Source organism: Bacillus cereus group sp. MYBK5-2, from assembly GCF_051915685.1.
Taxonomy (GTDB): domain Bacteria; phylum Bacillota; class Bacilli; order Bacillales; family Bacillaceae_G; genus Bacillus_A; species Bacillus_A cereus.
This window is the reverse complement of record NZ_JBQAFE010000003.1, coordinates 581,927-608,870: the sequence shown is the minus strand read 5'-3', so window position 1 is coordinate 608,870 and position 26,944 is coordinate 581,927. Positions and strand designations below refer to the sequence as shown.

The window sequence follows — 26,944 nt, the reverse complement described above, 5'->3', positions numbered from 1 at the left end:
GCGATATATTTTATCGCTTCTCACTCTCATCATCTTTATTCTTTTATTAATGACTTATTCGCTCTTATAACTTCTTGATACAATAATGGTGACCACTTTTCATTTATGTAGTCTTGAATTACCCAGCCTACTCTCGCAGGATTCTTTTGTTTTATATGGTTTGCAATTTCAGGATTTATATAAGAGGCATAGTAATATGGACTATTCCATGCTGTACCACCAGAAGACAAGCTTGTAAAATTTATATATAGATGATTTAAATCCTCACCATTGTTCATCGTTTCATTCATTGTATCTTTAATAGATTTTACTTTCTCATCATAACTCACTTTATATTTATCTTGTACTGTTACATTTACATTTTGATTTACAGTTGTGGTAAACGTCTCATTATCTGGCCAATAAAAATTATTATATCCTCCAGATTCATTACTACCACTATATCTTTTTAGTAGTACAATTTTCCCACGAGCATCTCCAAGTTTTATATTTCCTTCTGTTTTTAAAAAGATAGGATCAACAAAATAATTTTTTTCAAACGTACTACTAAATGAATCTTCTGCCCCTTTCATATCCTCATACTCTTTTTTTAAAGACATAATAATCGTTTCACTCGGATTATCTCTTAAAAATTGTTTCGCTTCGTTTATGAATTCATGCAGTGTTACATAAAGATATAATGGCCCATGATGAAGAACTATCGTATTATCATCTGTTAAACGTCCTCTTATATCAAAAATGCGAGCTCCATGGTCCATTTGATAGCGAAAATCATATTCTTGCGTCATTCCCCATACTTGCTTAATCGGATTTTGCAACTTGAACGTCCCACTATCGTGTGTTCCTGGAATTGAAATTCGTGCTAACGGGATATTATCAGGTATAGGTTGCATCCATTTCGACCAATTTTCAAGCTCATTAACAGAGCTAGCTGCAACTACTTGCTTATCATGTAAAGCAAATACAAATGTGATAAATATTGTACTACATATGAATAATTTCAAAATTAACTTCTTATTGCTCATTATTATCCCTCTCTTTTTCTGTTTTTATATCAAACTTATTGAATATAATATAAGCTAGTTCAGAAAAAATAAATAACATTTCATCAATATGAAATATTGCATAGAAGTAAAGTTAAAAAATCATTCACATATACTAAATTAGAAAAATTTAAAGGAACTTCATCTGAAGTTCCTTTTACTTATTTTATGTTCAATACGTATGAACCATCTTTATTCTCATATTTATAGACGTATAAATAATATTTACCTGGCTTTGCATTATAAGTTCCTTTAACTACATTGCCTTCATTTTCACCATATGCTACATAGTTATTTAAATCTGATTCATGATGAAGTACCCATGTCATTCCGATATTTTGTTCATTTAGTAGAGAAATATTAATATTTTCCGGCGAGTCAATTTGGAAAGTAAATACATCTACTCTATCACTATTATGTAGCGTTCCTTTCACCGGTGTATGAAAGTTAACTTTATTTGCCTGTCTAGGATCATTATTTGGTTCATTTTCTGTTACTTGTAATTCATTCCCACCGTTTGGTTTTCTTTGTTCATAGCCTAAGTTTACTAGTATAGACTTCAAATCTGGTAAAACACCAATTTTATCTGCATATGGATCTTTAGATTTTGTTCCTGTGCTCTGGTTGCTTAATATTGCTCTTAGTTCACTAGGTCTATATGGTTGTCCTAAATGTTCTTTAGCAATGCTTTGTACTAAAGTCGCTGCCCCAGCAATAATTGGCGAAGCACTAGATGTTCCGCTAAAGCTTGAAGTATAAAGATTTACAGCACTTCTACTTTGTTCAGCTGTAGTTGTATCTACATTTTCTCCCCATCCGTACACATCAATACGGCTTCCATAATTCGAAAACCACATACGTTCATGAGGGAAAGATGAAGAGCCAGCGCCTACCATAATTGCACCCGAATCTTTAAAATCTTTACTATTACGATTTAAGACTTGCTTACCTTTTCTATCTTTGAACTGGTCTAAATCATTCCACCCATTTGCTCCAGCCTCTATAATTACAATCCCTTTATCTGTACCAGCACGAATTGCATCAAAGATATCTGGTTGTACTTCAACAGGTAAATATTTATCACCATATCCATCGAAAGATGCTTGCGCCTCTAACAATAAAACATCCCCAGCTTCTAACTGATTTACAGCGCTTAATATTGCATCAGCCGTATTATACTGTCCGTTATCTCTTATTTGAGAGATAACCTTTGCTTTCGCTTTTGGCGCAATCCCAATATTCCCGACTTCATTGTCCTCAGAGGATACAATTCCTAGTACAGACGTCCCATGACCGACATGCTGATCTATATTTCTTCCAGACATTAATTCAATATTTTGATGTAATAAATCCTCATGATTTAATAGCCATCCGTATTCCATATCAACAAAAGTGATACCATTTCCATTACCGCCTTGAATTTCCCAGGCGAAAGGCGCATTAATACCGTATGGGGCCGCTTCAAGATAACCTTGCTTTTTAAATCTAGGATTGTTACTAGGATTAAGAGCTACACTTGATGATTGCACTTCAGGTGGCATTATTTTCTCTTTTCTCTTCATATATGCATCTTCTATTAAAGAAGATGCCTTTAACTTATCTACTATTTCTTCTTCATACCCACTATTTTGATTTTGAAGAATATAGTAGTTTAATAAACTTGTAGATACATGATTAGGTGCTTTCACTTCAAGGTTTTGTATTTGTTCCGGGCTTACAGATGTGAATAAACGAGTAAATGTTACATCTGGATATTCTGTCAAAAGATCTTTTATTACTTTATCATTCGTTTGAGATTGTATTTGTTTTTCAATACCATCTTCATATGGCAAATCCAAATCCGCTTTAAATTTTACAATGATTTGCTTATCTGTTTCTTGTTCTATCCCTGATTTAATCTGCTGTTCTATAGAATCAGCATGTACACTATTGATAGTACCTCCTGTTCCTAAAAGTGCTGTAATCATTACAGTTGACGCACACATTTTTTGAAATATTTTCATTCCATTAATCCTCCTATTAATAATTAATTATTATATTAATCTATAATGATTTTATTTCTATAACGTATTCCCTTTCTACTAAATAGATTATAGTAATCAGAAATATGAACTTCAATGTATTTTCATATGCAATATTTCATATTCGGACTCTACACTACACGAATATGAAACTTATAGTGATTATTTATTTTATATATGCTAATATACTTACATTAATATATTACGCATATATACATTCCAAACTACATTACTTAATAGTTTCACCTTAATTTTTTCTTAGGAGGATTTACAATGAAATTACTAAAACTAAAACATATAATCCCTTTATCTGCAGCTGCAATTACATTCGTATGTAGTCAAAGCACAGCTGAAGCTTCTACCATTCATACAGTAAAAAAGAACGATACACTTTGGGGCATTAGTAAACAATACGGAGTTTCAATACAATCCATTAAACAGGCTAATAATAAAGGAAACGATCAAACCTTTATTGGCGAACAGTTACATATTCCAGGGTCCGTGAAATCAAATGAAATCACTGTTCCTCAAAACGCCAAGCCAGCGAACATTTCTGGACAAATTATTTATCAAGTACAACCGGGAGATTCATTAGAAACGATAGCAAGGCGTTACAATGTTACTGTCCAATCTATAAAACAAATAAACAATACAGTCGGAAACAAGCTTTATACAGGACAACATTTAAAAATCAACTCAAGCATTTCACAAAAAGAAAAAGACTTAATGGCACGCTTAGTTACTGCTGAAGCAGGTGGCGAATCGTATAAAGGAAAAGTAGCAGTAGCGAAAGTTATACTAAATCGTGTAAATGCAAAAGGTTTTCCAAATACAATAACAGGCGTTATTTATGAACCTATTAAATACGGATATGCATTTACTCCTGTTACAGATGGAAGAATTAATCAGCCTGCAAGCGCAGAAGCAAAAATGGCTGTAGAAGAGGCTATCTCCACAAATGGAGTACATTCTGACTGGCTTTATTTCTACAATCCAAAAACATCAACAGACAAGTGGATTACGACACGTCAAACAGTAGCAGTAATTGGTAACCATGTGTTTGCTAAATAAGATTTAAAATCATTAACAGACCTCTTCACTTAAAAGGTCTGTTTTTTTCTATGTAAGATGTTATTAATCATATGACATAGTTATTTTTCAAACTATTTTTTCTTTCAAATAAAAATTTTTGTATTTACTCCACCACTCGTAGAAATTAATAAAGCATCAAGTTCAAAAACTCCCACTTTATTAATAAAAGCTATTTCTTAACTTCATAAAATTGTTATACACTAGAAAAATAAAAAACAAACTATTCGTTAGCAGGTGGAAGAATATGTATGATGTTACGATTATCGGCGCTGGAGTAAGTAGCATTTTTATGGCTTATTCACTAGCTAAAAGTAACAAAAAAGTTTTAATTCTTGATAAAGGTAAAGCGCTAGAAGATCGCCATTGTCCTTTAGACGAAGGAAAAGTGTTTAATTGTACTACATGTGATAAATATTTCGGGTTTGGTGGTTTAGGCAAATCTGAAGGGAAATTTAATTATACAAACGGATTTGGCGGAGAACTTGAGAAAAAAGTCGGTAAAGAGGGTTTTATACAACTCATGGCTGAAGTAGATGAAATTCTATGTCAGTTTGGTGGAAGTTCAGTTTCAAAATATTCTACTGAAAATTCAAGTCTCACTAAGAGAGCTGAAGCGTGTGGTTTACAAATGCTAACAACAGAAGTAAGACATCTTGGTACTACACTTTCCAGTAACATTTTTCAGCAGCTCTATGAATTTTTACTGACGAAAATAAAGATCCAATTTCATATAGATGTACAACATATTCTGAAACAGGAAGATCATTTTACAATAGAGACAAATCAAGGAACAGTTCAAACTAAGCAACTAGTATTAGCAACTGGGCGCTCTGGAGCCGATTGGTTAAAAGAAATGTGCAGTTCCCTAAATATTTCTCAGGAGCAAACACGTGTAGATTTAGGAATTAGAGTAGAAATGAAAGAACATCAATTACGCTCTATATTAAAAGATACTTTTGAAACAAAACTTTCTTATCAAGGTGAGCATTTCATAGCAACTACTTACTGTATGAATCCAAAAGGACGCATCATTCGAAAGTACGAAGAAGGTTTAGTTATGCCTGACGGTCAAAATTTTCGAGAGCAAGGAACTGGCACTTCTAACTTAAATTTCACTTTATTTATTCCTCGCTATTTTCCAACTCTCAAAGAAGCAAATGTATACGCAAGTTCAATTATTCAAGGCATTAACCAAGGACGAGATCGGATTGTTATACAGCGCTTAGAGGACTTACTAAAGAAACAACCTACGGTGGAAAACAGCATGGAACATAATCGTATACAACCTACACTACAGGGAGATTATGGAGATTTGAATCAAGAAATTCCTCAATTATATATTGAAGGGCTAAAAGAATTTTTATTACGTTTAGAACAATTTATACAAGAGCCTATCGATCAACATACTTTACTATATGGAATTGATGGAAAGTTCTATGCTCCTACGATAAAAATTAATAATCATTTTGAAACTAGTGTACATGGGCTATTTTTAATTGGAGATTGTTCAGGCGTTACGCATTCATTATCTCAAGCAGCTGCAAGTGGCCTGTATGTTGGAAAGTACTTATCTGACATTTAATTTTTATCATTAAGATGTCAATCAAATATTTTCAATTTCAAAACACTTTACTTATATAGTAAAAGTATATTAATAAGTCCCCTACCCTTCACGGCTAATGATTAACAGACAAAAAATCTTGATTTTACAAAATACATATGTAATATAACTGTATATTTAAAACGATTGACATTCAATTCTAATAAATTGAATGTCAACCGTTTTAAAAGTCTCTATCCATTTTCACTTTTATTTGTTCGATATTTTGTAACATCATCATAGTGTTTAATATGGTAGGATGTCTATAAGTCAATTTCACTACAACTATGACTTGTTCTGCCCGTTTCTCAAAAAGAGTTATATTTATGCTACTACGCTTTAAAAAACCCCATTATATATATGAATACTTCAAATTATTCCCTTTAGAAAACAAAGTCTAAATGGTTCATTACACTCTAATAGTTATAAAAACATAATATATAACTTTAGTTAAATAAATTATATAAAGAAGGTGTAAAAATGAAGAACAAAATAAATTTACAAATACAAAATATAAGTTTTGTTATAATAATGGGTTTAGCAGTATGGTTAAAAACATATCTTATTACGCGATTCAGTTTTGATTTAAAAATCGAGTCTTCGATGCAAGAGCTCATTTTGTTTATTAGCCCTCTAGCCGCATCATTAGCATTTGTTGGATTAGCATTATTTGCAACTGGTGAAAAGCGAAATTATATAGCGCTCTGTATTAATTTCTTATTAACAATCGTGCTTGTTGGAAATGTAATGTTCTATGATTTTTATAATGATTTCGTTACATTACCAGTACTTGGACAAACCTCAAACTTTGGCCAATTAGGCGGCAGTATTATAGAAATATTAAACTACAAAATTATACTCGCATTCGTAGACATTGTTTTCTTCTTTATTTTATTAAAAAAGAAATCATTGGTCTTTAAAACAGAACGTGTAACTCATTCTACGCGCTTGTTATACTTTCTTTTAACGATTGGTGTATTCTTTGCGAATCTACATCTTGCAGAAAAAGAGCGCCCTGAATTATTAACAAGATCATTCGACCGAGTCATGCTTGTCAAAAATTTAGGCTTATATACTCACCAAGTATATGACTTAACACTGCAAGTAAAAGCTGGGTCACAAAAAGCACTTGCTGATAGTAGTAAATTACAAGAAACTGAAAACTACGTAAAAGCAAATCAAAGCGAGCCAAACCCTAATATGTTTGGTGCAGCGAAAGGAAAAAATGTAATTGTCGTCACTCTTGAATCCTTGCAGACCTTCTTAATAGGCGCATCAGTGAACGGGCAAGAAGTTACACCATTCCTAAATGAATTCATAAATGAAAGTTATTACTTTGATAACTTTTTCCATCAAACTGGTCAAGGGAAAACATCTGATTCTGAATTTCTAATCGATACGTCGTTGTATCCATTAAATCGAGGAGCTGTATTCTTTACACACGGTAACAATGATTATACTGCAACTCCAGAAATTTTACGTCAGCAAGGTTATTTCACTTCTGTATTTCATGCGAATAACGCAACATTTTGGAATCGTAATATTATGTACTCCGCTCTTGGTTATGACCGTTACTATAATGAACTTGATTACAAAATCACGCCAGAAACAAATTTAAATTGGGGATTAAAAGATATCGAATACTTTGATCAATCAGTAGATATATTAAAAACTGTTAATCAACCATTCTATGCTCGTTTCCTTACTTTAACAAACCATTATCCATTTACGTATGATGAAGATACAAAATTCATTGAACCATACAACTCTGGTAATGGCGTATTTGATCGTTACATCGTAACAGCACGTTACTTAGACGAATCCATTAAAAAATTTATTGAACGTCTAAAGGCCGAGGGGCTTTACGATAATTCTATTATTGTGTTATACGGTGATCATTATGGCATTTCCGAAAAACATAATCGTGCAATGGCACAGTTTTTAGAAAAAGATCAAATAACAGAATTTGATACTTTAAATTTACAACGTACACCTTTATATATTCATATTCCTGGACAAACAGAAGGTCAAACTATTTCAAAGCCTACGGGACAAATCGATATGAAGCCTACTATTCTAAATTTATTAGGTGTTGATTCTACGAATGATATCCGTTTTGGCCATGATATGTTTTCAGATGAATATACTGGCTTTGTTGTTTTACGTGATGGTAGCTTCGTTACAGATAAGTATGCATACAAAAACAACACTTTCTACGACCGTATAACAGGTGAAATTGTAGATTTACCAAAAAAAGAAGCTCAAGCCCTCATTAAACGTGCACAAAATGAATTACGAATGTCTGACAAAATTATTGAAGGCGATTTATTACGTTTCTCAGAAAGTAATAAAATTAAAACTGGCGAAGTACAAACTAAAATTAAAGAAACAGAAAAATAATCTATATGAAAAAGGAGCAACTGTAATAAGTTGCTCCTTTTTACTTTCTTATAACACATCAGATTTTTTATTCTACGCTTGTTTCTAAAACTACATCCGCAAAAGTATTATTATCATCTATATTTAAAATCACTTCACATTGACGCAATCTCAATTCAAAGAGCATGATAGAATCGTGATAGATTTCAGGATTTGATTTCATCTTATGTAATATCTCTTGTTTTTCTTGTATTTCTAAATGCGTGTTTTCTACAGCTTGCTTTAAGGAGTTAAATGGATTTCTAAAGAATATATTAATATCTCGCTCTTGTGTGTTTTCAAACAGCTCAAATTGCAAGAAAAATTTCTTCATAATAGAAGCCGTTACTTCAGTATAATCTTCATTTTCTACATACTGTTTGTATTTGTTATATAGCATAGATTTATTTTTAGGAAGAACTCCAAATAATTTACCGGCACTTTTCAGTAAAAATTGTGCTGGCGTAAATCGACGTAAAATATTTACTTCATCCATTTGTATTCTAGTCGTCATCCTGTCAGTATCTCTGCGCCAGTCATCAAGTACTTTAAAGTCACATTCTAACTGTATTCTATTTTCTCCAAATAGTGAATTAAGCCCTTCACTAAGTTCTTCTAAATACGTTTGACTTTGAAGAAGCTCATTATTAGAAGTTGCAATCCAATTTTGCATAGAAAGAGCCAGATTAGGTAACACAGTTTGTTCTAAATATTTATGCACTCTTTCATTCATTGCTTTATTTAGTTCCGTATCCATGTGCCCGAAATCACTTTCTTCACTAATTAAATTAGAACAGCTCTTTAATATCTTCGGAATATTTTCAGTAAGATCATTTGTAATTTCAGTCTTCATTGAACGATATGATTGTGTAATGAAATGAATTTTTTCCCTCTCAAATGTAGTAAGGTTATTAATGCTACCGTTTAGTTTCACTAGCATATCTTCATTCCAATTAATAGCATCCACCAGATTATTTTCTTTCTCAACACGTTTATCCAAAAGATATGTAATTGTTTTTCGAATGAAAAATAATAACTTTTCAGTACGTTCTGCATCGATATTTTTATGATTAAAGTTAAAATGAATAAACTCAGTTAAATCATTTAATTGTTGACTACTTGTATATAACGAGGAATAAGGGAAAATTCTCGCATACGGGAAATATGTGTTTATTCTCGTTGCCGTATCATGTAATACCCTTTTCACTTCTGCTTCACTGTAAATGTTATCGATTTTATTTAATAAGAAATGAATTTGTAAATTTGGCGTATGCTCTTGAATACTTAATAGAATGTCACGTTCTTTATCAGTAAAAGGTGAATCCGCATTCAATACGAACAGTAATTCGTCTGCAGAATTTAAATATTCGAATATCTCATCTCTAGTGTCGTTATTCCTATTAAAGCCAGGTGTCACTACAAATGTAAGTTTATTTTCATTTAAAAATCTGCATGGTAATTTAAATTCAACACACGCTCTATCTCTATATCTTTGATGGTGCTGAGACATCATATTATGGTAATCAGAGACATCTTCCGTTGTTGTAATTGCTGAGTCTGTTATAGCGTTTATTTCTATATGAGCATCATTTTTTAAAACTACTACATTTGAAATTGATTTTTCTAATATATTTTCTCCTAATATAGAGTTAATAAATGTAGTTTTTCCGTTCCCTGAAGTTCCCGTTACTAAAATACGATTTGTTCTTAAATCTGCGAGCTCGTCAACTAACCATTTAAATCGGTGACCTATTTCTATATTCTGCTTTTGTGCCCACTGTGTAATAGATTCAAAAAGGTGTAAGCTGTACTCTAAGCCATTTACATGATTAATAGAATGTGACAGTAAGTTTTCCGCATGTTCTATATTTGCTGAATCTATTTTGGAAGGGAAAATCTCATCCCATGCCAATACAGCTGCAGATGGAAATACAGCATAAGATGGATTGACTACCTTTAACCAATTTGCTAACAGATTTGGTATGATATCGTTTAATTGTCTAAGCGTATATTGACCTTGAATTAATGCAAAGTACGTTTCTTCGTAAAGAGCAGAAACTTTGTTCCATATATCGGACGAATGTATTTCAATATGTAAGAAAAATTCATTTATTGTGTTAAGCCACAATAAGTAATTTTTTTCATTTTTATAACTGTTCCAGAGTGATGAAACCATTTGCGTAAATTGTACTTGATCTACATTATTTAATGTAGCTAATGCATCATAAAAATAGTCTGGTGAAATATGTTTAGTAAACCCTTTATCGATATATCCTTTTAACACCTCAAACCAAGGATACGATTCTATGCGAATTAACTCATTCACAGCAAGCTCTACTGCACTATCAAAATCTTGCTGTTCCTCATAAAAGGAACGGGCAATTTTTGTGACATTCGGATAATCAGGATTTAAAGAAACTGCTTCTTTAATAACACCGAAAGCTGAGTCAAAATTATTTTGCTCAATGTAAAGAGAAAGTAATTGTAGTCTAATTTCGGTCATCAATATTTTATTATCAGTAGTAATAGAAGTATAAATATTTTCAGCAAATGATAACTGATTCAGTTCGAAATAAGCATCCGCAATATTTTTTTGTGCCCATGGTGCTAATTCATTACTAACCTTCTCCCATTTAAAAATAGCTGCTTCAAAATCTTGATGACGATAATAAAATTCACCTTGTGCAAAACGAATATAAGACCCATCAGAAATCTCATTTTTTTCTTCGTTTACATAAGCTTGTCCAAGTACGTCAAGAGTTGGTTTTGTTTCATTCTCCATTAGGAATGTTTCATAATACATCTTTTTTATTAATTGTTTTTCTAATCTCATCTTTTCCCCCACTATATCTTGAAAATACATTTTTAAGATATGTCAATACTTTTTGTATGTATGCTTTTTATCTTAACAAAGAATATCTTTTGGAAAATTTCATTTTCCTTTCATTTTTCAAGTTAGATTGAATTTTTATGAGAAAAGTTTCAGTTTTTTTTCAATTCCCTTTCAGTTATGAAACAGCATTAAATGTTCCTAATAACCTAATAACACTATAATATTCCACATTATATTATCAAGAAAATCCCATATAAACCATATTATAAAAACAATCTATATTGAATTTATATACACAATTCACTGTGCTGTCAAACAAAAAAACAACAATAGGAGCCAACAGCTATTCATACCATTTCTTTCTCAAATTGTTTTCCTTTAAAATGTTTCAGTAGTTATGTAATTAAATTCCATTAACCTATATAAATAACTAGTCCAAAAAATATCTATATGCATATCATGTTATAGTAAAGAATTTAGGAGATCCTAAAAGGAGGCATTTTCATGTTTGAAGATAAATCTAAAATAAATTACCCATATGAATTTACTGAAACTACAACAGTTCCTCTAAAGAACCCCATTGATAAAAAATTCAAGAACGGCACAGGTACACATAACTTCCCAATTAAGAAGCACTATAAAGAGCAAGTTCTATACACTGAAAAAATTAATAATAATAAAAATAAATAATTGTATAGACCTTTATAACAATTAGCCAAATAAGAAGCAACATTCAACCATGCATAGTTATTTAGTTAGTAATGATACAATTCATGCACATTTTAAAAAGTGCTGTATACAGCGCTTTTTTATACATAGATAAATTTAAGCTAACACAACCAAGAAATAAACTGTAAAATTACTCCACCATATTCTCGTTTAACTATTAAATCTACATATGAAAAGGGAGCAACAGTAAATGTTGCTCCCTTTTGAAATATAATTTATTCACTCTACATAACCCTCTTAAACATCTTCTCCAACTCATAAGTAGAATGATGCACAAGAATCGGTCTTCCGTGTGGGCATGTGTATGGGTTTGTTGTTGTACGTAATTCTTCCAGTAAGGCAAATATTTGATCGTTCGTTAAATATTGATTCGCTTTAATGGATGCTTTACAGCTCATCATGATGGCTGCTTCTTCACGTAACTTTTTAATATCCACTTTTTTTAGTTTAACAACTTGCTCCATCATTTCATCGATAATTTCTGTTTCTTGTCCTTTCGGGAACCATGTTGGATGCGAGCGGACGATAAAGGATTGATGGCCGAATTGTTCTAAAAATAGCCCAACTTTTTTTAGTTCTTCTAACTGTTCTTCGACACGTAAAAATTCAGTAAGAGATAGATCAATACGGTACGGTACAAGTAACTCTTGTACTTCTTGCGCTACCCTTCCTACTTTATCACGGAAGTATTCATAATTAATACGTTCCTGCGCGGCATGCTGGTCAATCATATATAAGCCTTTATCATTTTGAGCGAAAATATATGTTCCATGCATTTGTCCAATTGGATAAAGTGGTGGTAAGTCATTCCCGTTCATTTCAATCTCTTTTATTTCCCGAACTTCTTCTTCTAATTCCTCTAGTTCAAAATCCTCTTCATTACTGTCCCACGATTTCTCTTCTTGAATTGGTTCTTCGATTATCGGTTTAGTGGATGGTTGCCAACTTTGTTCTTCTCTTATGAGCGACTGTGGTGGTTGCCATTCTTGTTTCGGCGGTTGCCACAGTTGTGGTGGCTGTTTCACAGCCTGCGGTTCTTCTTGTTTTGCATCCATGCCAGTTGGTAAAACAATGTCCGGCATAGATGGTTCTTTCGGCTTCGCATGCTCAAACTGGAACTGTTCTTGCACACTTTCGTCTTTTTCTTTTTTCTTCGTTGTTACGCCTGCATCTGGAATGAGCTGTATTTTTTTAAATGCAGCTTGCAATGTTTCTTCGATCAGCTTTAGCAATTCTTGTTCTTTACTAAAACGAACCTCTAACTTCGCTGGATGTACGTTAACGTCAACTAACATTGGATCCATTTCAATCGATAAGAAGCCAATTGGATACCGGCCGACTGGCAGTAATGTATGGTATCCTTGCTGAATTGCTTTCATTAGTACAAAGTTTCGAACGTAACGACCATTTACGATCGTTGACATATAATTACGAGATGCTCTCGTTACTTCTGGTAATGTTACATAGCCTTTAATTGTAAAGTCTAAAGATTCAGCTTCAATTGGAACAAGCTTCTTCGCAACTTGAATACTGTAAATCGATGCAAGTACTTGTCTTACATCACCGTTACCTGATGTATGAAGCAATTTCTTTTCATTATGAAACAGTTTTAACGATACTTCTGGATGTGACATTGCAATACGATACACGATATCTGTAATATTCCCGAGCTCCGTATGAATGGTTTTCATATATTTAAGACGCGCTGGTGTATTAAAGAATAAGTTTTGTACTGTAATATCTGTTCCTTTTCGGCTCGCAGTCTTCTCTTGCTTGATAATGTCTCCACCTTTAATTATGAGGTGTGTACCAGGCGCATCACCTGTGCTAGTAATTAATTCTAATTCACTAACAGAGGCAATACTCGGTAATGCCTCACCGCGGAAACCGAGTGTTCTTATGCGAAACAGATCGTTTTCATCTTTAATTTTACTCGTCGCATGGCGTTCAAAAGCGACGATACAGTCTTCTTCTGCAATACCATCACCGTTATCAATGATACGAATTTTCGATAACCCAGCTTCTTCTAAGTGGATTTCAATAGATGTACTATTCGCATCGATAGAATTTTCCACAAGTTCTTTTACGACTGAAGCAGGGCGCTCTACTACTTCCCCTGCCGCAATTAAGTTAGAGAGTTGGTCATCGAGTTTGCGAATTTTCCCCATCTACTTACTCATCCTTTCTTTAACTTTTTCTGTAAGCGATACAATTCGTTCATCGCTTCTAAAGGTGTCATATCAAGTAAATCGATTTTTTTAATTTGCGCCAATACTGCTGTTTCTTTTTGATCTAGCAGAGGTTTGTCTTGTTTCTTCGAAGACTGTTCTCCTCCAAAGAAAGATAGTTGCGATTCTTCTTCAGTCTCTACTTTCGTTTCCTGTATTTCTGCTATTTCCTCTTTTACAACTACAGGTTCTGGAGCAGCTTCTTGTACTTTCACTTCTACTCGTTTTGGAATAATAATTTCTTCCTGTCCTTCTAGCTGTGCTAACACTTCTTTCGCGCGGGCGATTAAGCTATCTGGAAGCTCTGCAAGTTGCGCAACGTGAATTCCGTAACTTTTATCTGCTGCCCCGTCTTGAATTTTATGAAGGAATACTACTTTTCCATTCTCTTCAATTGCTGAAACGTGTACATTTTTCAGTTGATCTAAACTCTCTTCTAACACCGTTAATTCGTGATAATGCGTAGAGAATAACGTTTTTGCACCAATTTGGTCATGAATATGTTCAATAATTGCTTGTGCAAGTGCCATACCATCATAGGTAGATGTACCGCGTCCAATTTCATCGAATAAAATTAAACTTCTTTCTGATGCGTTTGCAATTGCATTTTTCGCTTCTAACATTTCGACCATAAATGTACTTTGACCTGATATTAAATCATCCGCTGCACCAATTCTCGTAAAGATTTGATCAAATACAGGTAATACTGCTTCTGTTGCTGGTACGAAACAACCGATTTGCGACATAACCGTTACAAGTGCTAATTGTCTCATATACGTACTTTTACCAGACATGTTCGGCCCTGTAATTAAAAAGACATCCATATTCTCTGGCATAATACAATCATTCGGTACATACAATTTCCCGTTCAATACTTTTTCAACGACAGGATGACGACCATCTTTAATAAAGATTTCGCGCTTCGTTGTCAGTACAGGTTTTACAAACTGTTCTTCTTCACTAACTGTCGCAAAACTTTGCAGTACGTCTAATTCACTAATTACTTTCGCTAAATGTTGTAATTTCGGAATAAATACTTTTACTTCTTCACGAAGTGCTGTAAATAAATCGTATTCTAGCTGTACAATTTTTTCTTCAGCTTCTAAGATTAACGTTTCTTTTTCTTTCAGTTCATCTGTAATGAAACGTTCAGCATTAGCAAGCGTCTGTTTACGTTCATAGCGACCTTCTGGAAGTGCTGCAAGATTCGCTTTCGTTACTTCAATGTAGTAACCGAAAATACGGTTGTATCCGATTTTTAACGATTTAATTCCAGTAATATCACGTTCTCTTTTTTCAAGCTCAGCAATCCACGTTTTCCCGTTTTTACTCACGTAACGATATTGATCAAGCTTGTCATTATAACCATCTTTAATAATATCTCCATCTTTAATTGAAAGCGGTGGGTTTTCTTGAATACTTCTTCCTAGTAATTCTGTTAAGCTTTCACATGGATCTGCACCTTGAATTAATCTCGATGCATAAGCGTTATCTAACAAGCTAATTGCTTCTAAAATAGCTGGCACTTGAAGTAATGAACGTCTTAATTGTAATAAGTCTCTTGCATTTACGTTACCAAATGCAACTTTTCCTGCTAAGCGTTCTAAATCATATACTTCTTTTAACTTTTCTTTTAAATCTTCACGTAAGAAGTAATCATTTACAAACGTTTCAACCATTTCTAAACGCTCTTCAATTCTTTCTTTCTGTATAAGTGGACGTTCCATCCACTGTTTTAACATACGACCACCCATAGCTGTTTTCGTCTTGTCCAATAACCATAATAGTGATCCTGTTTTTTCTTTCGTCCGAAGTGTTTCTGTCAGTTCTAAATTTCGCTTTGAATGTACATCAATTTTCATAAATTGATTCGTATAATAAATTTCTACTGGTTGCAAATGATCTAAAGAACGTTTTTGCGTTCTTATTACATAGTTAAATAAACGTCCAACTGCTTTAATTAATTTTGCTTGTGAAACATTTTTCACAAGATGTTCTAATCCTTCCGGAATTGCCGTTGCATCTTCATACGAAATCGTCATTTTCAATGTTTCAGTTAACTTGTTTAGTTCATCTTTAGAAAATGAAGAATCAACAACAATTTCTTTCGAACCAGTTGCATACACTTCTAATAAAATATCTTCTACTGAACCAGTCAGTAACGTTACTGTATTTTGTCCAGTCGTTAAGTCGTTACAAGCTAATGCATATGATCCATCTTCAAAATGTGTTAATGCGGCTAAGAAGTTGTTTTCTTTCTCATCAATTGTACGCCCTTCCATCATCGTTCCTGGCGTAATTAATTGTACTACTTCACGACGTACTACACCTTTAGCTGTTTTCGGATCTTCTACTTGCTCACAAACAGCTACTTTATATCCTTTTTCAACAAGTTGTTCAATATAGTTTTTAGCCGCATGATATGGTACACCGCACATTGGTATACGTTCACTACTACCGCCATCTCGGCTCGTTAATGTAATTTCAAGTTCATGGGCTGCTTTAACAGCATCCTCAAAGAACATTTCATAAAAATCGCCTAAGCGAAAAAATAAAAAGGCATCTTGATAATCTGCCTTAACCTTTAAATATTGCTGTATCATAGGCGTATATTGAGTCATACTTTTCCTCCATAATTCTTACATGATAATCTATTTTCATATATGTCGCATTTCACGGACACTCTTATCTCCTATTTCAGGAGTCTTTCTTCATTATAACATATTTCATAAAGAATCATGTTCATTCAGCGCCACTTATGTAAAGTAAAAAGCTAGGAAGAACTTCTCCCTAGCTTTCTATTACTCTTCTTCTGCATCAACGATAAAGTTCGGATCTAATTCTTCAAATTCATCATCAGCAATTTGGAAATCATCATCTGATTCTACGCAGCCCTCAGGATTTACACTTACACAAATTTTCGTTTCTCCAACTACTTCTGTTACAAATTCACGTTCTACAGTTACAACAATTTTATTACCATTTGGTGATACAAGTGCTTCTAAACAATTTGGCGGCTGAATAACACGAGCAATAATTTCTAAATCGTCACCAGAAAAGTTTTTATCACGATAACCAATACTTACTTCGTCCGTGTAGTTCACACGTTCTGTTACAACTTCAGTCTTTGTATTTCCATCAAATGAATACCAAGTGTTCACATCATAGAAACCTTCAATTTCCACATGTTTTCCATTCTTTCTTGCTTCGTACGAGTGGTTAATTACCCAGCACCCTAAAATACTTGTTGGCTCATTATTCGATTCACATGTATGCGTTGACTTTGTATACTTACGTCCTTTTCCAACCACTGCTTTTGTAATAATCTCTCTAAATTCGGACATTCGTAACCCTCCTCAATCACTATTCACTTAATCATATGCGTGACAATAGCGGAATGTGTCATTCTTTTTTTGAGAAGACCTTACGTTTAATCCACAAAAAAAGAGATGTCAATATGACATCTCTTTAACAACCACAATTTCCTTTTTTACTTTCTACCGCTGCGCCAGTTTCACCCTTAAGTACATCGCCACCAGTTGAAATTAATATTTCATCTGTTACGTTGTTAGAAATTGTACTAGCAACTAACTGTAATAAGTCATTTACGTATGTTTGTGAAGATTTAAATTGTTGTACGACTGGAATACTGTCTAACTTATCTTGCAATGCATCAATTTCAGCTTCTACCTTTTTTAAAGCTTCCCATTTCCCGTAATGTTGCAAGTTTACTGCTTGTTTTTGCAGTGCTTTAATTTCATCGATTGCGCGCTTTACATTTTCATTTTTATGAATTTGCGCCTCTGCTTTCTTAAAAAAATCAACTTCTTCTGTTTCAGAAATCATTTTTGCTAATTCTTTCGCTTGTTCAACAATGTCATCTTTCGAATATACTTTCATCTATTATTTCACCTCAATCGGCTCTTCAACTAATTCCCCGTTAAGAGACCAAGTTTTTGCTTCCGTTATTTTTACTTTCACAAGCTGACCAATTAAAGATTTTGAAGCGACGAAGTTTACAAGTTTATTCGTACGAGTATAACCTGCAAGTACTTCCGGATTATTTTTACTTTCCCCATCAACTAACACTTCTACAATTTGACCTTTGTAACGACTATTCTTTTCAATTGCCAACGTATTTACTAGTGTATTTAAGCGTTGAAGACGTTCTTTCTTTACTTCCATCGGTACATTATCTTTCATTTTTGCAGCTGGTGTACCTTCGCGAGGAGAGTAAATGAATGTAAAGGCAGTATCAAACCCTACTTCACGATATAACGACATCGTTTCTTCAAATTGCTCATCTGTTTCATTTGGAAAACCAACGATAATATCTGTTGTTAATACTGCATCCGGAATTGCTTCTTTAATTTTTCTTACAAGTTCTAAATAATGCTCACGCGAATATTTACGTGCCATAATTTTCAGCATATCCGTACTTCCAGATTGAACTGGTAAATGGATATGTTCTACTAGGTTGCCACCTTTGCCAAGCACTTCAATTAAGTGATCATCGAAATCACGTGGATGGCTCGTTGTAAAACGAATACGGGCAATATCAACTTTACGAAGTTCGTCCATTAAATCGCCAAGACCGTATTCTATATCTTCAAAGTCTTTACCATATGCATTTACGTTTTGACCAAGTAAAGTAATTTCTTTATAACCATTTGCAGCTAAATGACGAATCTCTTGGATAATATCTTCTGGACGTCTACTTCGCTCTTTTCCGCGTGTATACGGTACAATACAATACGTACAGAATTTATCACAGCCATACATAATATTTACCCAAGCTTTAATATCACCACGACGTACTTTCGGAAGGTTTTCAATTACGTCACCTTCTTTTGACCATACTTCAACTACCGTCTCTTTCGAGAACATCGCATCTTTTAGAATGTACGGTAATCTATGAATATTATGCGTTCCAAATACCATATCTACATGCTGATTTTTTTGCATAATTTTATTTACAACAGATTCCTCTTGAGACATACAACCACATACACCAATTAAAAGGTCTGGATTTCTTCGTTTGAGTGACTTTAAATGGCCTAGCTCACCAAACACCTTATTTTCAGCATTTTCACGAATTGCACAAGTGTTTAATAAAACTACATCTGCATCCTCAGTTGAAAAAGTTGGTTCATATCCAAGTGCGGTGAAAATACCTGCCATTACTTCCGTATCATGCTCATTCATTTGACAACCATATGTACGAATATAGAACTTTCTTCCTGTACCAAAATTGCGAAACTCTTCAGGTAAGCCAAAATCCCGTTCAATTTTAACTTCTTCTTTCCCGCGCTTTTTCGCATCCTTTAAGGAAGGTGGTTGATATACATTTTCAAAGTATTTACTATAATCTTTCTCTTCTTTTTTCGTAGAGGAATTTGCTTGTTGACTTGCTAATCGTTGTTGCTCGTTCATCGGTAATCTCCTTTCACCCTTAACTATACATACTCTATAGTCCATTTTAATGCGCCTAGACTCACCTCAAAAATGGTTAGATAGCTTGAGAGATAACTTGTCCTTTGAAACTTGAGTAATCAATCTAATCATTCATAAGAATGAAGTCTTCCCCACGCAAATAGACATTCCCTTTTTATCATTTCTTGTTGTCCTACCAAAAAGCATATTGCTTTATCCCTATAAACATTACCATAGTATGATGTATTTCGCCAATTTTAACAATAAAGAGGCCCTTTATGATCTTACATTTCATAAGCAATGAACTTGCCATTTTCATACAACGATTTATATATTATTTTATCATTCTGAATTTTCTAAGTAAATAAGGCTACCCTATATTTTTGTACATAAAAAAAAGGTTACCAAATCGGCAACCTCCTCTTCTTACATTACATAAATTCAGCAACAAGCTCATCAAACATTTTCTGATCCATATTTAAATCAGATTTCACTAAAGGCTCTTCACTATAGCCTTTAACAAGTTCTTGATATGATGGTTGCTTAGTATTTTGATAAATTAACCCTGTTACTAAACCGTTATTTTCCATTAAAGTTTGCATAGCCATCATGCGATTAGATGGATCATATCCCTCTACTGTGCTTAGTTTCGTTAAATTCTCTTTAAACCAATCGTAAGTATTTACTTTATTGTAAGTAACACATGGGCTAAATACGTTAATTAATGAAAATCCTTTATGGTTAATACCAGCTTCAATAATTTGTGTTAATTCTTTTAAATCACTCGAAAAGCTTTGCGCCACAAATGTCGCACCAGCTGTTAAGGCCATTTCCATTACATTTAGTGATGGTTCAATTGAACCTTGTGGTGTGCTTTTCGTTTTAAATCCAGCTTCACTACGTGGTGAAGTTTGCCCTTTTGTTAATCCGTAAATTTGGTTATCCATTACGATGTACGTAATGTCGATATTACGACGAATAGAATGGATTGTGTGACCCATACCAATCGCAAATCCATCACCGTCACCACCTGAAGCGATAACTGTTAAATCACGATTTGCCATTTTCACACCTTGCGCAATTGGAAGGGCACGACCATGAATACTATGCACACCATATGAATTAATATAACCTGAAATACGGCCTGAACAGCCGATACCAGAAATAACAGCAAGTTCATCTGGATTTAGGCCAACGTTAGCTGCCGCACGTTGAATTGCAGCTTGCACTGAGAAGTCTCCGCAACCTGGGCACCAGTTTGGCTTTACACTGTTACGAAAGTCCTTAAATGTTGCCATTTAATACAACCCCTTTTTTGCATTCGTTGTAAATCTCTTTCGGCAAGAATGGGTTTCCATCATATTTTAAAAGACTAGAAATTTTCTCACCATTACCAAGATTCATTTTCATAATGTTAGCAAGCTGACCTGTTGCATTGTTTTCTACTACTACAACACGCTTCGCCTTTTTCACAAGTGGATCGATTTCAGCTGTTGGGAACGGGTGAATTAAACGCACATGAGCATGGTTTACTTTCATACCCTCTTGTTCTAAACGCGTCATTGCCTCTTCGATCGCACCACGAGTTGAGTTAAATCCAACAAGCAATACGTCTGCTTCTTCATGCTTAACATTTTTATAAACAGGGGTATTAAACTTCAAGTTCTCCATTTTACGGAAACGTTTGTCCATTTGATCTTTACGGTTTATTGCTGATTCCGATGGTTTTCCAGTTTCATCATGTTCTACACCTGTAACATGGTGAACACCATTTTTCATACCAGGTAAAACACGTGGTGAAACGCCGTCTTCTGTTACTTCATAACGCTTGAAGTATGCTTTATTTTCACGTTCTGGTAATTCTACTTCTAAATCAAGCTTACCACGACGAATTTCCACTTTATCTAATTTAAGTGGTTCTACTGTTTGTTTTCCTAAAGAAAGCTGTAAATCTGTTAAGAAAATAACAGGAACTTGATATTCTTCAGATAAGTTAAATGCTTCTACAATGTCATAGAAAGCTTCTTCAACTGTACTTGGCGCCATTACGATTTTTGGAATTTCACCATGCGTACCGTAAATCATCGCCATTAAGTCAGACTGTTCTTGCTTAGTTGGTAATCCTGTACTTGGGCCGCCACGTTGTGTATCAACAATTACTAATGGAGTTTCTGTAATACCTGCTAAACCGATTGCTTCCATCATTAATGAAAGACCTGGACCAGCAGATGCCGTTAATGTACGAACACCAGCATAGTTTGCACCGATTGCCATTGTACAAGCTGCGATTTCATCCTCAGTTTGGATTACTGTTCCGCCGACCTTCGGTAATTTTTTAATTAAGTATTCCATAATTTCTGATGCAGGTGTGATTGGGTATGCTGACATAAAACGAGCACCACCAGCTACCGCACCAAATGCGATTGCATCGTTACCAATCATAAACATGCGTTTTTTACCATCAGCTTTTTCAAGCTGCATCATGTTTACTTTCTCACCTAGTAATTCTTTCATATATTGAGAGCCGCGTTTAATTGCGTCCATATTCTTTTGAACGACTTGCTCTCCTTTACGACCAAAGATTTCTTCAACAACATCTAAATAAGCTGTTTCATCTAATCCTAATACTGCACTTGATGCTCCAACAGCAACCATGTTTTTCATTAATGATGTGCCTAATTCTGAAGCAATATCTGTAAACGGTATCACATATAGATTTACATCTGTATTGTCAGGTATTGTTGGATTAAATTTCGCATCCGCAACTACAATTCCACCTGGACGTAGTTCGTGGAAATTAAAATCAATTGTTTCTTGGTCAAAAGCAATTAAAATATCTAAATCATCTGAGATCGCTCGTACTTCTGTTGTACTTACACGAATTTTATTATTTGTATGGCCGCCTTTTATACGTGATGAGAAGTGGCGGTAACCGTATAGGTAATATCCTAATCGGTTTAATGCAATACAGAAGATTTCTCCTGTACTTTCAATTCCTTCACCTTGTTGGCCTCCAACTTTCCATGAAAGTTGACTAATCATCTCCTACACCCCTTTTGGCTGCATTCATTGTAGTGTATTTTTTTACAGTAATAGTTTAGCATTTTTTATGCAAATAAACTACAACGGACGCAAATTATGCCTCTTCTGATTTCCCTGAATCTTTAGTATAAAGCTATTTTGTTTTTCATTCTAGTATTAGGTCTTAAAAAAAGCAATAAAATCAAATGAATTAATTTTAATTTTTCTGAATTTTAAACCAAAACTTAAAAACTCATATGTTCTACAAAATTATCATATAAAAATCGTTCTACAGTAGATGCAGCATAGTGTTTACAAAGCTCATTCATTACATTTTCATAATCTCGATAAACTGATACATTTACAACTGTTTCTAAAATCCCATCAAAATCTGAACCAAATCCTATATTGTACTCTCCACCTAATGAACAAATATATTCGATATGTCTTACTATATCTGTTATATTTGCTTCATTTTCATTCGTTAGAAACTGCGGTACAAAAGTGACACCGATCATGCCATTTTTCTTTATAAGAGCTTTAAGTTGTTCATCGTTTAAATTACGTGGGTGCTCGCAAAGTTTCATACAATTTGAGTGGGAAGCAATAGGATTTTTTGCAATCTCTATAACATCCCAAAAACTTCTTTCATTCAGATGAGACACATCAGTCCATACATGTAGCGCATTCAGTTCTTGTACAACCTGTTTACCAAAATTCGTTAAACCCGCCCCACGTGTCTCTAGCGCACCATCAGCTAAGAGATTGGCATAATTCCATGTTAGTCCAAAAGAACGTACTCCTAGGCGATACAACAACCGTAATTTCATTGCTTCTTTTCCAATTGCTTCGCATCCTTCTAGTGTTAATATCGCTCCAACCTCGTCCTGTTTTAACATGTTAATATCATCTTTTGTCTGAATAAACTTTACACCTGGTAGGGATAAAATTTCATTATAAAAAATATCTACCATTTGTAATGCTGCTTCAAATCGGTTTTCATATGCCACTGTTTCTGGTACATATATAGCAAAACATTGTATACTTCCTTTTCTTCTCTTTAACTGTTCAAATGTAATATGTAATTGTGAATCATCGTTAAAATTCCTTTTCCCTTGTGCACTCCATAACTGAAGAAGCACGTCACAATGAGCATCAAAAATTTTCATTTTCATTCCTCCATTATAAAAACAACCTGTTTGCATACTGCAAACAGGTTGTTTAAAACTTAACGAGGTTCTACAATTAATTTTATTGCTGTACGCTCTTCGCCATCAATCATAATATCTGTAAACGCTGGGATACAAATCAGGTCCAAACCACTAGGCGCTACAAATCCTCTTGCGATTGCTACTGCCTTTACCGCTTGGTTCAATGCACCTGCACCAATAGCTTGAATTTCTGCTGTTCCGCGTTCGCGAATAACACCTGCAAGTGCACCAGCTACAGAATTAGGGACCGACGTTGCTTTAACTTTTAATATTTCCATTCCGCGTTTCCTCCTCGTTTCTTTAAAAAGTATTAGCAATTATTTCACTTTAACTTATATTCACGAGGAATGGCGCGTATTCCTGCTAAATTTTCGTAATTTTTCTAAAAAATTAAAATATAATAACTTATCTAAAATTTAACGAGAATTTACTCAAAAAATGGTTGATCGTCATTAATTAAAATACGTTCAATTTTCTTTGCTTTTCCTGTATTTGGATCCACATCAATTAACACTGCACTTAATTGCGTTCTACCATTTGTTACTTCAAATCGTACTGGTAAGTTTGTTAAAAACTTCTTCAGTACTGCTTCTCTGTCCATACCTAATATTCCGTCATATGGCCCTGTCATCCCAACATCTGTAATGTATGCTGTTCCGCTTGGTAAAATACGGTTATCTGCTGTAGGGACATGCGTATGCGTACCTACTACTGCTGTAGCACGCCCATCTACATACCAACCTAGCGCTTGTTTTTCACTTGTAGTCTCCGCATGGAAATCAACAAAGATAATATTCGTACGTTTTTTCGCAATATTAATTAATTCATCCACTTTACGGAATGGACAATCAATCGGAGGAAGGAAAGTACGTCCTTGTAAGTTAATAACTGCAACTTCTGTTCCATTACAGTTCACAAAGATAAGTCCTTTTCCTGGAGTTCCTTCTGGGAAGTTAGCTGGTCTTGCAAGATATTTTGCATCATCGATGAATTCAAATACTTCACGATTATCCCAAGCGTGGTTTCCAAGTGTAACTGCTTGCGCCCCACATTCTAAAAAGTTTCGATATATTTTTTCTGTAATCCCACGGCCACCTGCTGCGTTTTCTCCATTAATGATTGTTACTGTAGGTGTATATTTTTTCTTTAATGCCGGTACGTATTGTTGAATCATACCTCTACCAGGAGATCCTACTACATCCCCAACAAATAATATTCTCATATGTCTTACCCTTTCTATGTACTGCATTTTTTATTGCTATAGCATCAAGTAAATTCCTTATAATATGTTTTCATTATAAGTTTGTTTCACTTTTATACTATATAACTAACTGTCTTTATTTTATCCAATTCCAACACAAAAAAATAAAGTGGTGTTTCACCACTTTATTTTGCGTATTCCACTGCACGTGTTTCACGAATAACAGTTACTTTAATATGTCCTGGGTAATCCAGTTCATTTTCAATACGTTTTCGGATATCACGAGCTAAACGATGAGCTTCTAAGTCATCGATTGTATCTGGTTTTACCAAAATACGAACTTCACGTCCTGCTTGAATTGCAAATGACTTTTCAACGCCTTCATAAGACTCTGAAATCTCTTCTAACTTTTCAAGACGACGAATATAGTTTTCAAGTGTTTCACTACGAGCTCCTGGTCTTGCAGCTGATAAAGCATCTGCTGCTGCAACTAAAACTGCAATGATAGAAGTTGGTTCTGTGTCACCATGGTGAGATGCGATACTGTTTATAACTACAGGATGCTCTTTATATTTCGTTGCAAGTTCAACACCAATTTCAACGTGGCTTCCTTCTACTTCATGGTCAATCGCTTTTCCGATATCATGTAATAGACCTGCACGTCTTGCTAGTTTTTCATCCTCGCCAAGCTCTGCCGCCATAAGTCCAGTTAAATATGCAACTTCCATAGAGTGTTTTAAGACGTTTTGACCATAACTTGTACGGTATTTTAAACGACCTAAAATTTTAATTAAATCTGGATGTAATCCGTGAACACCCACTTCAAACGTTGTTTGCTCTCCGACTTCGCGAATATACTCGTCCACTTCACGTCTTGATTTTTCGACCATCTCTTCAATACGCGCTGGGTGAATACGTCCGTCCTGTACTAGTTTATCAAGAGCGATACGAGCTGTTTCACGACGAATTGGGTCGAATCCAGAAAGGATTACCGCCTCTGGTGTATCATCGATAATTAAGTCAATACCCGTTAACGTTTCTAACGTACGAATATTACGACCTTCACGCCCGATAATACGTCCCTTCATTTCGTCATTTGGAAGATTTACAACCGAAACGGTTGTTTCAGCAACATGATCAGCTGCACATCTTTGCATTGCAAGAGATAAAATCTCTTTTGCTTTCTTATCCGCTTCTTCTTTCGCGCGAACTTCACTTTCTTTTACCATAACAGCGATTTCATGAGAAACTTCACTTTCTACTTTACCAAGAATAATTGCTTTCGCTTGTTCGCGTGTCAGATTGGAAATGCGCTCTAATTCTGTTTGTTGCTTTTGAACTAACTCTCCCACTTTGCTTTCCAACTCTTCAATCTGTTGTTGTCTCGCTACAAGAGATTCCTCTTTCTTCTCTAACTGTTGCTCGCGTTTATCGAGCGTTTCGTCTTTACGATCAAGGTTCTCTTCTTTTTGCATTAAACGATTTTCTTGTTTTTGTAATTCGCTTCTACGGTCACGAATTTCTAATTCAGCTTCTGTACGAAGTGTATGAATTTCATCCTTTGCTTCTAAAAGCGCTTCTTTCTTAAGTGCTTCAGCATCACGATTCGCTTCGTCTAAAATACGTCTCGCTTCATTAGCCGCACCATTAATCTTCGCTTCAGCAATAGACTTTCGAACAAAAAAGCCAACAACTGCACCGACTGTTGCAAGCAAAATGGAGATGAGTATCCAAACTGTACTCGTCATGATTTCACCTCCCCTTGCTATGAATGAAAAAAGACTGTCGGCATGTACATTGAATTACAACATACAGCAAAGACCGTCGTCCCGCTTTTTTAAGGGACTTTCTTCATTTCACAATTAAAATGTCATATTATTATTTCGGTAAGATTTAAACCTTACTCCGAATATTACTTCTCTTCTTGAGAAGAGTATATTGTATATAAGAAAAAATATACATTCTCATTGTATCTATCGTAATTTTCATTGTCAAGCGTTGTCTACTTTTACTTTCTTTGCCTTCAGCCTTGAATGTGACCTAAATTTTAAAAGTAAGGAGCCTACTATACTGGAAAACCTTAGTAATTCCCATTTCTTTTACTTAAAATATTT

18 protein-coding genes are annotated in these 26,944 nt (G+C 34.3%); 4 read left to right on the top strand and 14 right to left on the bottom strand.

Going from position 1 to position 26,944, the window contains the following annotated elements; genetic code table 11:
- Window positions 1-35 precede the first annotated feature (35 nt).
- Window positions 36-1,025, bottom strand: a complete 990-nt coding sequence (gene plcA / locus ACTFP3_RS15460) for a phosphatidylinositol diacylglycerol-lyase (RefSeq protein ID WP_000066287.1) — start codon at window positions 1,023-1,025, stop codon at window positions 36-38.
- A gap of 179 nt (window positions 1,026-1,204) precedes the next feature.
- Window positions 1,205-3,046, bottom strand: coding sequence for a S8 family peptidase (locus tag ACTFP3_RS15455; RefSeq protein WP_440010783.1), 1,842 nt, complete (start codon window positions 3,044-3,046; stop codon window positions 1,205-1,207).
- 291 nt (window positions 3,047-3,337) lie between these two features.
- Here ACTFP3_RS15455 and ACTFP3_RS15450 point away from each other — a divergent pair, with 291 nt between their 5' ends.
- The 3 genes from ACTFP3_RS15450 to ACTFP3_RS15440 all read left to right on the top strand — a co-directional run bounded on the left by ACTFP3_RS15450 (window position 3,338) and on the right by ACTFP3_RS15440 (window position 8,156).
- Entirely contained in the window at window positions 3,338-4,135 is a 798-nt protein-coding gene (locus ACTFP3_RS15450) for a cell wall hydrolase (RefSeq protein ID WP_000771174.1), read from the top strand.
- 265 nt (window positions 4,136-4,400) lie between these two features.
- Complete coding sequence (locus tag ACTFP3_RS15445; protein WP_440010781.1) at window positions 4,401-5,738, top strand: NAD(P)/FAD-dependent oxidoreductase; 1,338 nt, start codon at window positions 4,401-4,403, stop codon at window positions 5,736-5,738.
- A 498-nt stretch (window positions 5,739-6,236) separates the two neighbouring features.
- On the top strand, window positions 6,237-8,156 hold the full coding sequence (locus ACTFP3_RS15440; RefSeq protein ID WP_440010780.1) for an LTA synthase family protein: 1,920 nt from the start codon (window positions 6,237-6,239) through the stop codon (window positions 8,154-8,156).
- 67 nt (window positions 8,157-8,223) lie between these two features.
- On the opposite strand, the gene ACTFP3_RS15435 is transcribed toward ACTFP3_RS15440, so the two are convergent.
- On the bottom strand, window positions 8,224-11,007 hold the full coding sequence (locus tag ACTFP3_RS15435) for a dynamin family protein (protein ID WP_440010778.1): 2,784 nt from the start codon (window positions 11,005-11,007) through the stop codon (window positions 8,224-8,226).
- 504 nt (window positions 11,008-11,511) lie between these two features.
- On the opposite strand from ACTFP3_RS15435, the gene ACTFP3_RS15430 reads away from it, so the two are divergent.
- On the top strand, window positions 11,512-11,697 hold the full coding sequence (locus ACTFP3_RS15430; RefSeq protein ID WP_000461138.1) for a hypothetical protein: 186 nt from the start codon (window positions 11,512-11,514) through the stop codon (window positions 11,695-11,697).
- A gap of 263 nt (window positions 11,698-11,960) precedes the next feature.
- Here ACTFP3_RS15430 and mutL read toward each other — a convergent pair whose 3' ends face one another.
- The 11 genes from mutL to rny all read right to left on the bottom strand — a co-directional run bounded on the left by mutL (window position 11,961) and on the right by rny (window position 26,578).
- Window positions 11,961-13,904 (bottom strand): DNA mismatch repair endonuclease MutL, encoded by a 1,944-nt coding sequence (mutL, locus tag ACTFP3_RS15425; RefSeq protein ID WP_000516465.1) that lies wholly within the window; start codon window positions 13,902-13,904, stop codon window positions 11,961-11,963.
- Window positions 13,905-13,912: 8 nt separating this feature from the next.
- Window positions 13,913-16,585: a DNA mismatch repair protein MutS gene (mutS, locus tag ACTFP3_RS15420; RefSeq protein WP_000196026.1), complete on the bottom strand. Its 2,673-nt coding sequence runs from the start codon at window positions 16,583-16,585 to the stop codon at window positions 13,913-13,915.
- A gap of 180 nt (window positions 16,586-16,765) precedes the next feature.
- A complete protein-coding gene (gene cotE, locus ACTFP3_RS15415) occupies window positions 16,766-17,308 on the bottom strand; it encodes an outer spore coat protein CotE (protein ID WP_001288799.1) in 543 nt (180 codons plus the stop codon).
- Window positions 17,309-17,432: 124 nt separating this feature from the next.
- Entirely contained in the window at window positions 17,433-17,864 is a 432-nt protein-coding gene (locus ACTFP3_RS15410) for a RicAFT regulatory complex protein RicA family protein (protein ID WP_000870461.1), read from the bottom strand.
- 3 nt (window positions 17,865-17,867) lie between these two features.
- Window positions 17,868-19,397, bottom strand: a complete 1,530-nt coding sequence (miaB, locus tag ACTFP3_RS15405; RefSeq protein WP_001005378.1) for a tRNA (N6-isopentenyl adenosine(37)-C2)-methylthiotransferase MiaB — start codon at window positions 19,395-19,397, stop codon at window positions 17,868-17,870.
- A 431-nt stretch (window positions 19,398-19,828) separates the two neighbouring features.
- Entirely contained in the window at window positions 19,829-20,695 is an 867-nt protein-coding gene (locus ACTFP3_RS15400) for a 2-oxoacid:ferredoxin oxidoreductase subunit beta (protein WP_000190155.1), read from the bottom strand.
- Window positions 20,682-22,439, bottom strand: coding sequence for a 2-oxoacid:acceptor oxidoreductase subunit alpha (locus ACTFP3_RS15395; protein ID WP_000625418.1), 1,758 nt, complete (start codon window positions 22,437-22,439; stop codon window positions 20,682-20,684). The genes ACTFP3_RS15400 and ACTFP3_RS15395 overlap by 14 nt, the downstream gene beginning before the upstream one ends.
- A 224-nt stretch (window positions 22,440-22,663) precedes the next feature.
- Entirely contained in the window at window positions 22,664-23,587 is a 924-nt protein-coding gene (locus ACTFP3_RS15390) for a dipeptidase (RefSeq protein ID WP_000688045.1), read from the bottom strand.
- Between the two features lie 59 nt (window positions 23,588-23,646).
- The gene (spoVS, locus tag ACTFP3_RS15385; protein ID WP_000404341.1) at window positions 23,647-23,907 is read right to left on the bottom strand and encodes a stage V sporulation protein SpoVS; all 261 of its coding nucleotides are present in this window, start codon (window positions 23,905-23,907) and stop codon (window positions 23,647-23,649) included.
- A 149-nt stretch (window positions 23,908-24,056) separates the two neighbouring features.
- Complete coding sequence (locus ACTFP3_RS15380) at window positions 24,057-24,851, bottom strand: TIGR00282 family metallophosphoesterase (protein ID WP_001221095.1); 795 nt, start codon at window positions 24,849-24,851, stop codon at window positions 24,057-24,059.
- A gap of 164 nt (window positions 24,852-25,015) precedes the next feature.
- Complete coding sequence (rny, locus tag ACTFP3_RS15375; RefSeq protein ID WP_000204911.1) at window positions 25,016-26,578, bottom strand: ribonuclease Y; 1,563 nt, start codon at window positions 26,576-26,578, stop codon at window positions 25,016-25,018.
- Window positions 26,579-26,944: the final 366 nt, after the last annotated feature.

Bases quoted from the DNA above. Each gene is read 5' to 3' on its own strand.
- ACTFP3_RS15440 (WP_440010780.1), top strand. From the start codon at position 6,237: ATGAAGAACAAAATAAATTTACAAATACAAAATATAAGTTTTGTTATA.
- spoVS (WP_000404341.1), bottom strand. From the start codon at position 23,907: ATGGAAATATTAAAAGTTAAAGCAACGTCGGTCCCTAATTCTGTAGCT.
- ACTFP3_RS15390 (WP_000688045.1), bottom strand. From the start codon at position 23,587: ATGAAAATTTTTGATGCTCATTGTGACGTGCTTCTTCAGTTATGGAGT.
- ACTFP3_RS15410 (WP_000870461.1), bottom strand. From the start codon at position 17,864: ATGAAAGTATATTCGAAAGATGACATTGTTGAACAAGCGAAAGAATTA.
- mutS (WP_000196026.1), bottom strand. From the start codon at position 16,585: ATGACTCAATATACGCCTATGATACAGCAATATTTAAAGGTTAAGGCA.
- ACTFP3_RS15445 (WP_440010781.1), top strand. From the start codon at position 4,401: ATGTATGATGTTACGATTATCGGCGCTGGAGTAAGTAGCATTTTTATG.
- ACTFP3_RS15430 (WP_000461138.1), top strand. From the start codon at position 11,512: ATGTTTGAAGATAAATCTAAAATAAATTACCCATATGAATTTACTGAA.
- ACTFP3_RS15450 (WP_000771174.1), top strand. From the start codon at position 3,338: ATGAAATTACTAAAACTAAAACATATAATCCCTTTATCTGCAGCTGCA.
- mutL (WP_000516465.1), bottom strand. From the start codon at position 13,904: ATGGGGAAAATTCGCAAACTCGATGACCAACTCTCTAACTTAATTGCG.
- plcA (WP_000066287.1), bottom strand. From the start codon at position 1,025: ATGAGCAATAAGAAGTTAATTTTGAAATTATTCATATGTAGTACAATA.
- rny (WP_000204911.1), bottom strand. From the start codon at position 26,578: ATGACGAGTACAGTTTGGATACTCATCTCCATTTTGCTTGCAACAGTC.
- ACTFP3_RS15395 (WP_000625418.1), bottom strand. From the start codon at position 22,439: ATGATTAGTCAACTTTCATGGAAAGTTGGAGGCCAACAAGGTGAAGGA.
- ACTFP3_RS15400 (WP_000190155.1), bottom strand. From the start codon at position 20,695: ATGGCAACATTTAAGGACTTTCGTAACAGTGTAAAGCCAAACTGGTGC.
- ACTFP3_RS15435 (WP_440010778.1), bottom strand. From the start codon at position 11,007: ATGAGATTAGAAAAACAATTAATAAAAAAGATGTATTATGAAACATTC.
- ACTFP3_RS15455 (WP_440010783.1), bottom strand. From the start codon at position 3,046: ATGAAAATATTTCAAAAAATGTGTGCGTCAACTGTAATGATTACAGCA.
- cotE (WP_001288799.1), bottom strand. From the start codon at position 17,308: ATGTCCGAATTTAGAGAGATTATTACAAAAGCAGTGGTTGGAAAAGGA.
- ACTFP3_RS15380 (WP_001221095.1), bottom strand. From the start codon at position 24,851: ATGAGAATATTATTTGTTGGGGATGTAGTAGGATCTCCTGGTAGAGGT.
- miaB (WP_001005378.1), bottom strand. From the start codon at position 19,397: ATGAACGAGCAACAACGATTAGCAAGTCAACAAGCAAATTCCTCTACG.